The sequence below is a fragment of the bacterium genome, assembly GCA_021372615.1.
Classification (GTDB): Bacteria; Armatimonadota; Zipacnadia; order Zipacnadales; family UBA11051; genus JAJFUB01.
On the sequence record JAJFUB010000137.1, the window covers coordinates 1 to 15313 of the forward strand.

The 15313-nt window shown below is 69.8% G+C and carries 10 protein-coding genes; 4 read left to right on the forward strand and 6 right to left on the reverse strand.

Translation table 11 applies throughout. The annotated features are described in order from the left end of the window. Positions 1–56: 56 nt before the first annotated feature. The gene (locus LLH23_20155; GenBank protein ID MCE5240782.1) at positions 57–953 is read right to left on the reverse strand and encodes a sugar phosphate isomerase/epimerase; all 897 of its coding nucleotides are present in this window, start codon (positions 951–953) and stop codon (positions 57–59) included. Positions 954–1110: 157 nt separating this feature from the next. Here LLH23_20155 and LLH23_20160 point away from each other — a divergent pair, with 157 nt between their 5' ends. Then, complete coding sequence (locus LLH23_20160; GenBank protein ID MCE5240783.1) at positions 1111–5040, forward strand: DUF6259 domain-containing protein; 3930 nt, start codon at positions 1111–1113, stop codon at positions 5038–5040. A 98-nt stretch (positions 5041–5138) separates the two neighbouring features. Here LLH23_20160 and LLH23_20165 read toward each other — a convergent pair whose 3' ends face one another. Both LLH23_20165 and LLH23_20170 read right to left on the reverse strand, forming a co-directional pair. Next, a complete protein-coding gene (locus LLH23_20165) occupies positions 5139–6053 on the reverse strand; it encodes a hypothetical protein (protein ID MCE5240784.1) in 915 nt (304 codons plus the stop codon). Between the two features lie 2 nt (positions 6054–6055). Next, positions 6056–6241, reverse strand: a complete 186-nt coding sequence (locus tag LLH23_20170; GenBank protein ID MCE5240785.1) for a hypothetical protein — start codon at positions 6239–6241, stop codon at positions 6056–6058. Positions 6242–6329: 88 nt separating this feature from the next. On the opposite strand from LLH23_20170, the gene nikR reads away from it, so the two are divergent. Then, positions 6330–6737: a nickel-responsive transcriptional regulator NikR gene (gene nikR / locus LLH23_20175; protein ID MCE5240786.1), complete on the forward strand. Its 408-nt coding sequence runs from the start codon at positions 6330–6332 to the stop codon at positions 6735–6737. A gap of 136 nt (positions 6738–6873) precedes the next feature. Here the strand turns inward: nikR and LLH23_20180 are convergent, their stop codons facing one another. Genes LLH23_20180 through LLH23_20190 form a run of 3 tightly spaced genes read right to left on the reverse strand, consistent with a single transcriptional unit; the run spans position 6874 to position 9879 of the window. After that, positions 6874–7557 carry an ABC transporter ATP-binding protein gene (locus tag LLH23_20180; protein MCE5240787.1) on the reverse strand — a complete coding sequence of 228 codons (684 nt, stop codon included), beginning with the start codon at positions 7555–7557 and terminating at the stop codon, positions 6874–6876. Between the two features lies 1 nt (position 7558). Next, positions 7559–8698 (reverse strand): FtsX-like permease family protein, encoded by a 1140-nt coding sequence (locus tag LLH23_20185; GenBank protein MCE5240788.1) that lies wholly within the window; start codon positions 8696–8698, stop codon positions 7559–7561. Continuing rightward, positions 8698–9879, reverse strand: a complete 1182-nt coding sequence (locus tag LLH23_20190; protein ID MCE5240789.1) for a hypothetical protein — start codon at positions 9877–9879, stop codon at positions 8698–8700. Before LLH23_20190 ends, LLH23_20185 begins: the two co-directional genes overlap by 1 nt. Before the next feature lie 141 nt (positions 9880–10020). On the opposite strand from LLH23_20190, the gene LLH23_20195 reads away from it, so the two are divergent. Both LLH23_20195 and LLH23_20200 read left to right on the forward strand, forming a co-directional pair. Further along, positions 10021–14676 (forward strand): PQQ-binding-like beta-propeller repeat protein, encoded by a 4656-nt coding sequence (locus LLH23_20195; protein ID MCE5240790.1) that lies wholly within the window; start codon positions 10021–10023, stop codon positions 14674–14676. Then, positions 14660–15307 (forward strand): tetratricopeptide repeat protein, encoded by a 648-nt coding sequence (locus LLH23_20200; protein MCE5240791.1) that lies wholly within the window; start codon positions 14660–14662, stop codon positions 15305–15307. Before LLH23_20195 ends, LLH23_20200 begins: the two co-directional genes overlap by 17 nt. The last annotated feature ends 6 nt before the right edge of the window (positions 15308–15313 follow it).

Consider the following 15313-nt stretch of genomic DNA (forward strand, 5'->3'; position numbering starts at 1 on the left):
ACCGACCGCGACCGTCGTTCACTTGCCACTTGCCACATGGCACTCGTCACTCATCACTATCCGTACTTGGCGTTCAGGACGTCCACGGCCGCCTTGCACTGCCGGGTCACGTCCCAGGCATTCGGCCAGAAGCACAGGTCAATGGTCCACCAGTTGTGCGGCATCTGGTTCTGGTTCAGCTCCGGGAGCAGCTCGTCGAAGTTGAGCACGCCCTCGCCGAACGGCGCGTGGGTCGAGGTCTCCTCGTCGTGCAGCGTGCCATCCGAGTCAATCAGATGCACGTGGTTGATCTTGCCGCGCAGCTTCTGTGCCAGTTCCAGGCAGCCGCCCGGCAGCGTCTCCTTCTCCCCCGGCTGCCGCGCGCCGACGGCGGCGACCATGTGGCCGTGGCAGGTGTCGAACTGTACGCCGAAGTTGTCGCTGTTGACCTCTTCGACAATGCGCAGAATGTCCGAGGGCTTGTTGAAGGCGAAGCCGGGCTCGAACTCCCAGGTCATGTAGACGCCCCGGTCGCCGGCCGCCCGCGCGCAGTGCTGCCAGGCCCGGACGACGTTACCACGGGCGACCTCGGGGTCAACCTGGTCGAAGATCGTGGGGGGCTGGACGGTGTCCACGCGGATGCCCTGGATGCCCAGGTCCGCACAGAAGTCCAGGTTCTTGCGGAAGGCCTCCAGGTAGTCGGAGGTGTCGTCGGTGTCAATCAGGTGCTCGCCCCACAGGTTCGCCGCCAGGCCGGAAAAGCGCAGGCCGAGGCCGGCCAGTTGCTCCTTGCACGCCGCGCGCTGGTCGGCGGTCGGCATGTCGTCGGGATTGGGATGGGGCGGGAAGCCGCCCAACTCGACGCCCTGGAAGCCCAGATCCCGCAGAGTCGTGATGACTTCACCCCACGGCACCGGATGATCGGCGTACGGCCCGATCGAGTACGCCCACGAACCGATGGAAATGTCCTTCATGCTCATGCGCCTCCTCGGTGACTGACAGAACCATTCGTCTCATTCCGCATCGCCGGCCCCTTCCCCTTCCCGTCTGCAGCGCCGCGCGCGGAGGGTTCCGCGCCGCAGCCACCGAACAATGGGGTGGCATCCCCATGCCGCAGACCGAGAGAGAGTGATGACCGTGCGCACCCCGTGGCTCCCTGTCGTGGCCGTGATCCTGTGCTGTGTCGCCGCCTCCGCCGCCCTGGCCGAGCACCAGAGCTTCCCGCTCGAGACCCTGCAGACAGCCGCCTGTCGCGTCTCGGGCGGCAAGGTCGTGCTGGGCGAGTGGTTCGACATGGGCGCGGGGCCGGGCCTGGCCATGGAGGCCGAGGCGGCGGTGGACCTGGTGGCCGACCCGGCGGACGGCCTGGCCGACGCGGAGTGCTCGGGCGGGCGCTGCGTGGTCAGAGTGGATCGCGCGCTTTTCCCGATCAACGTCACGCGGGCCGGGCGCTACCGGCGCTGGATACGGGGGTTCTTCCCCAAGGGCGGCGGCTGGGTGCACAGCGAGTCCCTGGACTACGGCTCTCCGCAGTGGCACACCGATTGCGACGGCGACACAGCCGGGCGGTGGGTGTGGGTGGCGGGGCCGGTGTACGACCTGTCGGCCGGGGTGCACCTGCTGTGGCTGCACAACTGGCACGGCGGCGCGAAGCTGGACAAGGTGGTGCTGCTGCCCGAGGGCGCAGCCGCGCCCGAAGGCGTGGGACCGGCGGTGACGCCGCGTGCCCCCGCGCGCGCGGGCTGGGTGCTGACGCCCCAACTGGCGACCCCCGGGTTGACCGGCAAGCCCCAGGCGCAGTGGCCGGTCGAGACCGGTGGGGGCCAGGCCGGCTTCGCGATCTCGCTCGACAGCGGCAAGAACTGGCAGCCCCTCGGCAGTGCTGTCGCGGCGCCGGGCGCCGCGGCCCTCGTGCTCCGAGCGGCCCTGTCGGCGGGGGCCGCCGGCGCCGGCCCGGCCCTGGGTGCCCCGAGTGTGGACTACACGATTGACGCCCGGGCCTTCATCGCCCTGGAGAACGCCGACGTGCGCGCGCTGTTCCTGCGCACGACCGGCGGCCTGGTGGACCTGCTGAACAAGCGGACCGGCGTGCACTGCCTTAGTGGCGGCTCGGCCGCACCGCCCTTCGAGCTACGGCAGTTGCCGGCCGGCGAGAAGAAGCCGGTGGCGCTCGTGCCCGAGCAGTTGCACCTGGTGTCGCTGCAGAACACACCCACCAGCCTGACAGCGCGCTATGTCGTGGCGGAGCGGGCGCGGGCGGAGCTGCGGGTGGCGCTCAGCGGGGCGGAGCTGACCTGGACGCTGGAGGTGGACAATTCATCCGACCTGGATATCGTCGAGGTCGCCTGCCCGCATGTCCGGGGCGTGCAACTGGGGCCGGTGTCTACCGATGATCTGCTGATTACGCCCAACTGGCAGGGCGGCGTCGAGACATCCGATCCCGTCCACGCCAACGGCGGCAGCGTCCGCTACCCCTGCGGCGGCGGCGCGGCGTGGCTCGACCTGTACGAGCGCACCCCCGCCCAGGGGCTGTACCTGTCGGCCCACGACCCGAGCCTGATGGGCTGCGTGCTGGACGCCCGGTCGGAGGCCGACACGGGCACGCTGACCTTCAGCGTCACGAAATGGGCGCATGTCAGGCCGGGGAAGCGCTGGACGACCCCGCCGGCGGTCATCGGCGTCCACACGGGCGACTGGCACGTCGCGGCCGATGCCTACCGGACCTGGGCCCAGACGTGGCTGCACCGGCCCACGCCGCCCGAATGGGTGCGTGAAGCGGACGGCTGGTATGGGCTCGTGGTCAGCGCCGACAGCAGCCGTGTGCCCTTCCGTGACATGCCGCAGGCCCTCAAGCGGGCCCGCGACCTGGGCACGAACTACATCCAGGTCTGGGGGCAGATGACCGGCGGGTCGAACTGCGACTCGCTGCCGTACCCGAATCCCGTGCTGGGCAGCCTGGACGAGTTCAGGGCCGCCATCGCCGAAGTGCAGCGTTGGGGCGGGCACATCACGTTCTATGTCTCCAGCCAGTTCTGGAAGGTCAAGGCGCGCGACGGGGACAGTGTGGGCTCGACGCCGCGCAGCATGATACCGGCCTCGGTCCCGATCTGGAACTGGGACGAATGGCGCGCCTACGCCACCCGCGGCTATGGCGGGGAGTTCTCGGGCGACACGAAGCTGACGGAGGCCGAGCAGCAGCGCTACGAGACGCCGTGGGCGCGCACCATCCTGTGCCCGTACACCGACGCCTGGGCCAACCAGCACCTGCTGGGCTGGACCGTGAAGCAGTATGGCGCCAACTATGGGGCCAGCGGCATCTACCTGGACGAGACATGCGCGGCGGGCGAGCGCATGTGCGTTGCGGCCAACCATGGGCACGAGCACCACGGCATCTGGGGCGCCTCGTTGACCCGCGACATGCAGCGCATGGTCACCGAGGGCCGCAAGCGCGACCCAAACTGGATGTTCGCCATGGAGGGCTGCGGCGACGCGGTCGGGCAGTGGGCCGACGTGAACCTGATCTCGCCGGCTTCGGCCAAGAAGAAGGGCCAGTGGGGCGCCAATCGCCGCTTTGCCCCGGAGGTCTTCCACTACACCTTCCCCGACTACCTCCTCTACGATGGCATCGCCAACGGCACCTACGGCATCTCAGCCGAGGAGACGTTCCTCAATGTTCACCTGCACGGCAACCGCTACGACGCCTTCTCGGTCGAGCCGGCCAAGCCCCTGGTGGCGCTGCGCCAGAAGGTCAAGCAGGTGCTGTATCGCGCCCGCTTCATGGACAATGTGGGCCTGACGGTCAGCGACCCGGCCGTACAGGCGAAGCTCAACACCCTCAAGGATGCGCGCAACGATGTCCGCCTCGTCAACCTCGTGAACGTGCCGGGGCAGGACGGGGTAACCGTGACCGTCCGTGACGTGCCCGCCGGCGAGGTTCGGGGGTACTACTTCGATGTCGAGGGCCGGGAAGGGCCGGTCAAGGTGCAGACCGGCGCCGACGGGGTAAGCTTCACTGCGCCGTTGGGCAAAGCCAGCAGCGTACTGCTGGCGGGGCGCTGCGAGCCGCTGGTCCGGCCGGCCGTGGCGTCGGTCGTGGCGGGCGAGAGCGGCCAGATTGCCGTGACGCTCACCAACCCCGGCGCACGGCCGATCACGGGGAAGCTCAGCCTCCAGGAGGCCCTGCCGGACCTCAACGCCGCGCCGGTCACCGTCACGGTCCCGGCGGGCAGCTCAGTCGCTGCTGCCGTTCCTCTGCGCACCGCCGCCAGGGCCGAGCGCCGCTGTCGGTCCGGCCACGTGCTCTTCACCGCCCCGAACACGAGCGTGCGGCGGCCTGTAGACGTGCTGGTGACCAGTCCCTTCGAGGTGTCGGCAGGCTTGCGGGGGGCGCGGCTGACGCTGACACTGCGCAACCTGGGGCGCACCGCACGCGAAGGCACCGTGACGGTCACCGGCGGCCCGTTGGCGGCGCTGCAGCAGGCGTTCAGCCTCGCGCCCGAGCGGGAGGCGGCGCTGACCTTCGAGGCCCCGGCGCTGGCGGAGCTGCGGCAGGTCACGCCCTGCCAGGCGGCGATCAGCTCCGAGGGAACCACCGACACGCAGAGCTTCTCCCTGCGTCCACTGGTGCTCAACGGGGGGTTCGAGGAGCCCGGGGCCGAGGGCCGGCCGGGCGGCTGGGGTTGCCAACACGGGGAGATGGTGAGCACCGACGGCGAGGCGGCCGAAGGGCAGCGCTGCCTGAAGCTGCAGGGCAAGCCCGGCCTGTTCGTCGAGGCCGACCAGGTGATCCCAGTCCAGACCGGCCAGAGCTACACGATGCGCTGCCGCATGAAGCGCACCCCTGGCCGGGCGGGGTCGCTGGGCCCGGCGGTGGTGCTCTTCCTGAAGCGGGGGCCGGAACGCTACGTGCGCCTGCCGAAGGTGTCGAAGCTGCCGGACGACCAGTGGAACGACTACGCCGCCGACTTCACCGTCGGCGAGGACGTGGCCCGCGTTGCCATCTACCTGTACAACGTGGATAGCGAGGCGACCGTCTGGTACGACGCGGTGACCGTGGAATAGGGGAGGCGTAGCCCGGGGTACCTGACCGTGGGGCCCGGCGCACACGACGCGCCACCCACGGCCTGTGCTCGCCCGTAGCGCGGGTGGCCTCGCCCGCGCTATCCATACCGGTGGGCGCGGACGGCGTCGTGGAAGGCCACGATGGCCTCCCAGGAGACCTCGTCGGTGAGGGTGTGGCAGGGGGCGGCGAGGTAGCCTCCGCCGGGGGCCATGACGGCCAGCGTGTCGCGCACGCCGGCGATGACCTGCTCGGGTGTCGTGCGCGCCAGGACGCTCTGCGCCCCCACCCCGCCCCAGAAGGCCAGGTCGCGCCCGTACTCGCACTTGAGGAACGGCAGGTCCATCGCCTCGGCCTGCACCGCCTCCAGCACGTCCACCCCGATCTCAATCAGGTCCGGGATCAGCGGCGTCACGTGCCCGCAGCAGTGGAAGGCGATCTTGACGGGCGCGAGGGCCCGGACATGGGCGACGATGCGCTCGTGGCGCGGGCGGTACCACTGGCGATACTGCGCCGGGCTCATCACGAGCGAGCGCTGGGTGCCCAGGTCGTCACCGATCCACACGATATCCACTCCCGCCGCCGCGTACGCGCCGTACAGCGCGCACTTCCACTCCGTGATCTCATCCAGGAGCGACGCGAAGCCGCGCGGGTCCTCGTAGGGGGCGATGAGCGTCTCGGCGTCGCCGATCCAGTGCTTGGCCTGCTCGAAGACGCCGCAGAAGTAGCCGCCGGCTACGGCCAACCCGCGCTCGTGCAGGCGCGTGGCCGCTGCTCTCGTGGCGCCGAGCGCTTCGGGGGTGGGGAGGGGAGTGCGGTCGCCGGGCTCGCCGGAGGCCTCCGGCAGGGCCAGCGATACGTAGCGCACATCGTGGCCGAAGTAGTCGGCGAACTCGACCGGGCCCGCCTCGGCCTGCAGCCGCGCCATTGCCTCGGGGGAGGGCCGCAGGTTGTACGGCACGCGGTCGGCTTCCTCGTGGCGCAGGGCTGTCAGCACGCGCTCGCGTGGCGTCATGGTCACTCCTGGTCCATGTCACCGCGACGCTGCGTCAGGCGCTGGCGGCGCCGCTCCCGACGGCGCTGCTCGCGCTTCGAGCCGCCGAAGGGTCCGCCCTTGATGCCGCCGTCGGTGATGTGGCGGTAATGGATGGGGTTGCGCCCCAGGACCGGCTTGCGGCCCTGCTTCCGTCTGCCCGTACGCATGACGTCCCGTCCCACTGCCCCAAGGTGCGCGCGCCGCCGACAGCGAAGCCTATGTCACTGCGACGCCCCGCACAAGGATGGCACTCACATGGCCGACACAGAGCGCTTTGGCGTGTCCATGGATGGCGACCTGCTCGCCGCCTTCGACCAGCGCATCGAGCAAGCCGGCTACCCCAACCGCTCCGAGGCGATCCGCGACCTCGTCCGCGACTACCTGGTCGAGCAGCGGATACAGGCCCCCGACGCCCACGTCATCGGCACCGTCACGATCATGTACGACCACCACTCCCGGCTGCTGGGCGAGCGCCTGACCGACCTGCAGCATGACCACCACGACGCCATCCGCTGCACCACCCATGTCCACCTGGATGCGCACAACTGTGTCGAGGTGATCGTGCTGTCGGGGACCTCCGCGCAGGTTCGTGAGATCGCCGAGGGGCTCATCAGCACGCGTGGCGTCCAGCACGGGCGGCTGGTGATGACCGCGCCGCAGTAGCTACATGAGGGGTCTGTCCCCGCACGGTCGACGGAGCCGACCGCAGGGGGCTGACCCCGGCGCAGCCAGTCTCGGGCAATCGGGTCAGCCCCCTGCGGGCCGATGCGACCGGCCCTCCGGGGACAGACCCCGCGCGCTACTCCAGGCGGCCCGCTCGCAACAACAGGACGCGGTCGGCATACCGGTCCACGGCCGGGTCGTGCGTCACCAGCACAATGGTCTTCCCCGCGCGGTGCAAGTCGGCCAGGCAGTCCATGACCACCCCGCCGGTCTCCGTGTCCAGGTTCCCGGTTGGTTCGTCGGCCAGCAGCAGCCACGGGTCATTGATGAGCGCCCGAGCGATGGCCGTGCGCTGCCGCTCCCCGGTGCTCAGCTCCGCCGGGCAGTGATCCAGGCGGTCCTGCAGGCCGAAGCGCTCCAGTAGCTCCAGGGCGCGGACCCTCGGATCCTGCCGTCGGGCGCGCATCCCATCGCTACCAACGTGGCTGAGCAGTCTACCCGGCAGGATCACGTTCTCGAGGACCGACAGGTACGGGACGAGGTGGAACATCTGGAAGACGAAGCCGACGTTCCGGGCGCGGAAGCGCGAACGGCCCTGGCCGCCGAGAGCATAGAGGTCCTCGCCGCGCACCGTCACCGTCCCCGCCGTGGGCCGGATCATGCCGGCGATGGTCAGCAGGAGCGTGGACTTGCCGCTGCCGCTGGGGCCGCGCACGGCCACGAAATCACCTTCGGCGACCTCCAGGTCCATGCCGTCGAGGGCCCGTACCGGCCCGTGACGCCCCTGGAACGTCTTGCTCACGCCCACGAGGCGAACCACATCATTCCTCCATCAGCGTCCGGGCCGGGTCTTGCGTGACGGCCACCATGGCCGGCAGCAGACTCGCCAGCGCCGTGATCGCCACGCAGCCCAGAACTGTGCGCGGCAGCAAGTCCACGGCCGGCTTGACCTTGGCGAACGTCAGCTTGAAGATGTCCGCGCCATACGCCCCCGCCAGCCACGTCCCCACGGCAAAGCCGAGCAGTGCGCCCAGCGCGCCGATCAGCACCGCGCGCCCCAGGAACAGCACGGCCACGTGCCCCGAGCCGAACCCGAGCGCCCGCAGCACACCGATCTCCTGCCGCCGCTCCCGCACGTTCAGCCAGGCCAGCAGCGCCACCCACAGGGCGGCAGTGAGCACCACCGTGCCGACCACGACGCCGGCGTTCTGCTCGACCATCTGGCGTGTCTCCACGCGCGCCGTAGCGATGGTGCGCAACTCCGTGACGTACGTGTCTGGCAACACCTTGGCAATGCGCCCGCGGAGGATGGACAGCGCCCCGCCCGTGCACAGGCAGCCCAGGGCCTGGATCGTGTTGATCCGCCCCGGCCTCTTCAGAATCTTCTGCGCGTCGGCCAGGTGCGTGTAGAGCCGCACGTCTTCCTTGCTGGCGTCCTCGATCATGCAGCGCGCGACCTTCAGAGGCACGCCCTGGATCTCGATCCGCTGCCCCTCCTTGAGGCCCAGGTCATGCGCGATGGCATAGCCGACGAAGCACTCGCCGGGCCCCACGCTGTAGCCCATGGGGTCCTTGCCGGGTGCGTCCACGGCATTCCGCTCAGGCAGGATCCCCGTGAGGACGATCTCCAGGCCGCGCCAGGCCAGCCGCTGCTGCAGCGTGGCCACATAGTGATCGGCGCCGATGCCGGGGGTCTGGGCCAGCTTCTGCACATAGGCCTCGGGCATGTCGCCCCGGACCGTGTCAGTGGACCAGTACTGGGCCAGGTCGGCCTGGCCCGGCAGGACCAGCAGGTTGAAGCCCAGATTCCGCATCAGGCGCTTGGCCTCGACATTGGCCGCGCGCCCCATGGCCGTCAGACCCACGACGAGCGCCGCCGCGCAGGCGACAGCCAGCAGCGCCAGCATGAAGCTCAGCCAACGCAACCGCAGTTCGCGCACCATCAGGAGCCAAGGGGACATCAGGTGTGCCTCCGGTTGAGCCAGACCAGCAGGGCCGAGCCGCCCACCGCCGCCGCGGCGATGACCCCGCCGACGACCGCCGCGGCACGCCAACTGTGCTGCTCTAGCCCGGCCCCCTGGTCGCCGTTGGCCGGCGCATCCGGGTCCGGCTGCGACGCCGGCGGCTTCGCTTCCTGCTGGACATCGAACTCCATATAGCCGGTCGTCGGCTCGGGCACGGTCTCGCCGGGCACCAGCGCCGAGTCCCGGGCCCGGAAGCTCTTCCACACGCCGGACAGCGTCGCGGCCACATTGGGGCTGTCGGGGTCGAAGCCGAGGGCCTCGCGGACCTGCTGGCGGATGTCGTTGCCCCAGTTCAGCGGCAGCGCCGGGCCGAGCAGCCAGGTCGGGTCCGCGGTGCAGGTGCAGTTCTTGCCCAGCAGGTGGAACAGCTCCAGGAAGCGCCCCTCGGTGGCCTGTGTCGCCGTCAGCACCGGTCCCACGCGCCGCCCCCGGCCGAACAGCACCGCCGCTCGCGTGGCGCGCGGGTCACCCTCGTCCAGACCGACGCTCCAGCGCAGAACCCGCTCCCGTGGGTCATCCGCCCGCACGCGCACGACGGCCGGCGCCACGGCGACCGGATCGCCCATCTCGGGCTTGAAGCCCACGAGCTTGTCGGCCGCCTTGCCCGCCGCCTTCAGGACGGTCGTGTTCTGCGCCTTGTCGGCGCCCTCCACGACCACGACGACACACCAGGCGCTGATGATGTCCCGGACAATCTCCCGGCGCTTGGGCGAATCCACCGCCTGGCGGCACACGTCTGTGAGAGCCTGCTCGGGGTCGCTCGACTCGGGCAGGGGGCCCTCGGTCACACGGTCATCCGGTGACACGAGCAGCGCCTGTCCCTCCTCCGTCGGGACGGCCTCCAGCTTCGCGCGCAGGGGATGCTGCGGCTCGCGCTGAGTGTCCAGCACGTCCGGCCGGACATTCGCCTGGTCGAGGACCCGGCCGGCGACCTTCTCGTGGAGCGCCTGGGTGGCGGCCAGGGCGTCCGGGCGGGCGCCGTGCGACAGCCAGATGAGGCGATAGGGCACCGGGTCGCGGATGATGAAGCCCGAGTCGCGAATGGCGTAGGGGCAGGCCCACGCCGGCAGCGCGAGCGCCACCGCTAGGGCCGGCAAGAGGGCCAGACGTAGTCTCATGGTAGTCTCCAACGGAACCATCTGGGGAAGTGTTCGCACTTGCGCGACCAAGTCCTTCCCATAGGCGCGCAGGTCATGGAGGGGCGCTGGCGAAGTTGTACCTCGTTCTTGCCGGACTATTGCCGACAGAGGTGACGCCTCGTGAAAGCGCCGACTCGTCTGGCCGTCCTTATGCTGCTACTGGTTGCCATCTCCGCAAGTTGGGCCGAGGACTGGCCCACCTACCAGCACGACATGGCGCGCAGTGGTGTCAGCGGCGAGCAACTCGCCATGCCGCTCAGCCGGCAGTGGCTGCACCAGCCGTCCGCCCCCCCCAAGGCTGCCTGGGCCGATCCGCAGCCGGTCGCTGTCGAAGGTGTCGTCGAGCCCCCCAAGGTCAAGTTCGATGACGCCTTCTATACCACGTCTGCCGCGGGCCTGGTGTTCTATGGCTCCTCGACCCAGAACTACGTCTGCGCTCTGGATGCGACGACCGGGCAGGTGCGCTGGCGCGTCATCGTGGACGGCCCGGTACGCCTGGCGCCCGTCTACGACCAGGGCCGCCTGTACTTCGGCTCGGACGACGGCTACCTCTACTGCGTAGGCGCTGCTGACGGCAAGCTCGTGTGGAAGCGCCTGGTGGGGGCCACGACGGAGCGCTTGCTGGGCCATGGCCGTATGATCTCGCTGTGGCCGGTGCGAACGGGGCTGGTGGTGGACGGCGGCATCGTCTACTACACCGCCGGGATCTTCCCCGGCGAGCGTGTCTACATCGGCGCGGCCAGGGCCGCTGACGGCTCGACCGTGTGGAGCAATGAGACGGTGGACGACCAGCTCGGCGGCACCGGCAATGTCTCCCCCCAGGGCTACCTGCTGGCCTCGAAGACGACCCTCTATGTGCCTTCCGGGCGCAGCCTGCCGGCGGCCTTCAACCGTGCCGACGGCAAGTTCATGTTCCAGCGCGGTGACGGCCGTTGGAACTACGGTGTGGTCGGTGGCTGCTACGCGCTGCTGGCCGATGACAAGCTCTACGGGGGGACGGGGCAGATCATCGGCTACGAGCAGAGCACCGGCGCGCAGGGCTTCGCCTGGTTCCCCGGCAAGCGCCTGCTGGTGACGTCCGACACGTCCTACATGCTCAATGACTCCGGCATCACGGCTCTGGACCGCGTCAAGTACCCGGAGGCCAGTCGGCGCCTGGTCAACTGCAAGTTCCGCCGCACCAGCCTGAGCCAGGTGCGCCCGCGGCCGGCGGACTACCAGCAGAAACTCGACGCCATCAACGCCGACGAGAAGCAGGCCCAGGCCGATGTGGAGGCCTGCACGCGCTTCCGCTTCGAGCGGCAGAAGCTGGAGAGCATGATCGTTGCCGGCGACACGGTGTTCGCCGGCGGCGAGAACGAGGTCCTCGCCATCAGCGCGAAGTCGGGGCAACAGCTGTGGTCAGCGCCGCTGCAGGGCGTCGTCCGGGGACTGGCGGTGGCCGACAAGCGCCTGCTGGCGAGCACCGACGGCGGCGCGATCGTGTGCTTTGCCACCGGGGCGGCGGGGGCACCGTCGCCGAGCGGCGGGGTACAAGCCCCCGCCCCACAGGCCTTCCCTCGCGATGCCATGACCTCCGTGTTTGAGAAGGCCGCCGACAGCATCCTGAAGCTCTCGGGCGTCAAGCGCGGCTACTGTCTGGTGCTGGGCAGCCGCACCGGGCGGCTGGCGTGCGAGTTGGCGAAGCGCTCCGATCTGACGATCTATGGCGTGGACAGCGACCCGGCGCGTGTGGTTGCCGCTCGGGAGGCGCTGCTGGCCGCGGGCCTGTACGGCACCCGCGTGACCGTGGACCACTGGCCCGCCGGTCCCCTGCCGTATGCGGACTACTGCGCCAACCTGATCGTCTCCGAGGAGACACTGACCACCGGGGCACTACCGACCTCGCAGGCCGACATCATCCGGCACCTGAAGCCGTGCGGTGGCGTGCTGTGTCTGGGGCAGGGCGGCAAGCCCACTGTGACACGGGCCGCCCTGGCGGGGTGCATCAGCGGCGACGAGATGGGCAAGCCGGCAGTGAGCGACAAGGGCGGGCTGTGGGCGGCCTGGACGCGCGGGACGCTGCCCGGCGCCGGGCAGTGGACCCACCAGTACGGCGACCCGGGCAACACCGCCTCCTCCACCGACACGGCCCTCAAGTGCCCGCTGGGAGTGCTGTGGTATGGCGAACCGGGGCCGAACAAGGTCCCGTCGCGCCACCTGGGCAACGCCGCCCCGCTGACCATCAATGGCCGCGTCTACCTGCAGGGCATCAACCGCATCATGTGCTTTGATGCGTACAACGGCTTGCCGTACTGGGAACGCGAGGTGCCCGGCGCGTACCGCGTAGGCATGGTGTACGAGGCCGGCAACATCGCCTGCGACGACCAGAGCATCTTCGTGGCCACGGGCAAGCAGTGCGTGCGCCTCAGCGCCCAGACCGGCGAGACCATGCGCACCTACGACCTGCCGCCGACCACCGGTGAAGGCGAGCCCAAGTGGGCCTGGATCGCAGTTGTCGGCGATACGCTGTATGGCAGCGTCTCGCGTAAGGGGCAGGAGAGCGACACAATCTTCGCTCTCGACGCAGGCAAGGGCAAGATCCGCTGGACCTTCACCGGCACCCACATCCGCAACAACACGATCTGCCTGAGCGAGGGACGGATGTTCTTTGCTGACGCCACCGTCACCCCGGCGCAACGAGTCGAGGCGTTGCAGGCCAAGATCCAGGAGATCATGGAGAAGGGGAAGATCAGCGCCGCCGAGGCCGAGAAGCAGGTCACCAGCGCCGATGTGCGCCTGGTGACGGCCCTGGACGCCGCCACCGGCAAGCGGTTGTGGCAGCGCCCCGTGGACCTGACGGACTGCGGCCCGCATGTGCTGATCGCCATTGCCACCCGCGGGGTCGTCGTCTTCTGCGGGGCCCATTCCGACGGCCACTACTGGCCGCAGTTCCTGGCGGGTGAGTACGGCGCGCGCCGCGCCACCGTGCTGTCGGCCCAGGACGGCTCGCTGCTGTGGACCAAGGCCATTGGCTACCGCATCCGGCCGCTGGTCGTGGGTGATGAGCTGATCGCCGAGCCGTGGTCCTTCGACCTGAAGACCGGACAGCAGAAGATGCGCACCCATCCGCTGACGGGGCTGGATTCGCCCTGGCAGTTCGAGCGTCCGGGCCATCACTGCGGCTGCATCGCCGGCTCGCCCAACGGTCTGTACTTCCGCTCCTGGACGCTGGGGTACTATGACCGGCTGCGCGACAACGGCACTCAGCACTTCGGCGGCCAGCGCCCCGGCTGCTGGATCAACATGATCCCCGCCAACGGCCTGCTGGTGATGCCGGAGGCCAGTTCGGGCTGCATCTGCCTGATCTCCATCCACTGCACGACGGTCTTCAAGCCCCGCGAGACCGACCGCGCCTGGGGCACCTTCTCCACCCCCGGGGAGTGTCTGCCGGTCAAGCAGGTCGCCTTCAACCTGGGCGCCCCGGGCGACCGCCGCGCCCCCGACGGGACGCTCTGGCTCGGCTTCCCGCGCCCCTACGGGCGCATGGCGGTGACGCTCAAGCCGACGGTGAGCTACGTCAAGGACGGTGGCACCTTCGGCGCGGCGGCCGACACCGCGACCTTCAGCGGCACCGACCTGCCGTGGGTCTATGCCTCGGGCTGCCGTGGGCTCTCCACCATGGCCGTCCCGCTGGTGGGGCCGCTCGACGGGCCGGCGGACTACACCGTGCGCCTGGGCTTCGTCGAGACGGACAACACCGCCCCCGGCCAGCGCGTCTTTGACATCAAGCTGCAGGGGCAGACGGTCGAGAAGGGCTTCGACGCCCTGGCTGTCGCCGGAAAGCCCCGCACCGTCGTCGTCCGCGAGTTCAAGGGCGTGCGCGTAGATGGCGATCTGAAGATCGAGTTGGCCAGCGCCCAGAAAGAGCCGGCCCCCGAGCAGATGCCCATCCTCAACTCGGTGCAGATCATCCGCGAGCGCGTGCTCCATGTCGGCATGGCCGTGCCGAAGCTGAGCGTGTCCGACCCGCAGCCGGAGGCCGAGGGCAAGCTGGAGTTCAGCAACCGCACCGACCGCGACTTCGCGGGCACCGTGAAGCTGACCGTGCCGGAGGGTCTGACGGTCACGCCGGCCAGCTTCCCGCTGCAGCTCGCGATGAACCAGCAGTTCAGCCAGGCGGTGAAGCTGTCAGTGGGCCGCAAGGGCGCCCCGGTCTCCGGGGTACTCAAGGCCCAGTTGGTGCGGGCGGACGGGACCATCGAGACCGAGCGTGACGCGTCCGTGGAGTACCTGGGGGCGCGCGGGCGGGTCACCTTCTACGCCACCGCGGACACGTACGTGTGCGCCGGCCAGGGCGCGACCAACTACGGCCACAGCGCCAACCTGCTGGTGGATGGCGGCAGCGCCACTATGGGCGATGAGAGCCACAACACCGGGCTGCTGAAGTTCGCGCTGCAGATCCCCGGCCGGCCGGTGAGTGTCAAGCTGCGCGTCCACACCGCACCCAGCGAGGCCTCCGAGAGTGGCGACTCCGGCCGTATCTGCGTGGTGGATGAGCCGTGGGACGAGAACAAGGTGACGTACGCGAGCCGGCCCAAGCTGGGCGCCGAGGTGGGGAAGCTGGGAGCAGTGACCCGCGACGCCTGGGAGGAGCGCGTGCTGAAGGTGGACCTGACGGGCAAGGCCGAGCTGAGCCTGGCGCTCGACCCCACGAGCTGTGATGGCGCCAACTACGTCAGCCGCGAGGGCAAGCTGGCGCCGGAACTGGTGGTGGAGTATGAGGCTGCGCCGTAGCGACCTGGCCCGGTGGGGGGCCTGCGGTGTCTGCTGGCTGCTGGCAACCGTGGTGCTGGCCGAGTCCGCCGCCGACCTGTGCCGGGCGGGCGCCGCGCTCTATGCAAAGGGCGACCTGCCCGGCGCGGCCGCCAGGTTCCGTCAGGCCCTCACGCAGGAGCCACGCAACGACCAGGCACACGTCGGGCTGGGGGTCGTGCTGTACGCCCAGCAGAAGCCGACGGACGCCATCCTGCACTTCCGCACGGCTATCGGCCTGAACCCCCGCAACGTCAGCGCGCACATCAACCTGGGCTCGGCCCTGGTGGACCAGAACCGGCTCAAAGAGGCGGTGCAGGTCTGCCGGACGGCAGTGCGTCTGAACGGGAAGTCGGCCGGGGCGCACTACAATCTGGGCCGCGCCTACGCCCGCCAGAAGCAGACGCAGGGGGCGCTGAAGGAGTACGGCCTCGCGCTGCAGCTCAACCCGTCGCTGGCCCCCGCGTGGCTATCGCTGGGGACGCTGCACGCGAATGTGACGAAGAACCGCAAAGAAGCGGCGCGGTGCTTCCGGCGCTATCTGCAGCTCGTGCCGAACCCGCCGGAGTGCACCTGCTGGATCAAGGCGTACCTGCAACGCTACGGCCAGTAGCAACCA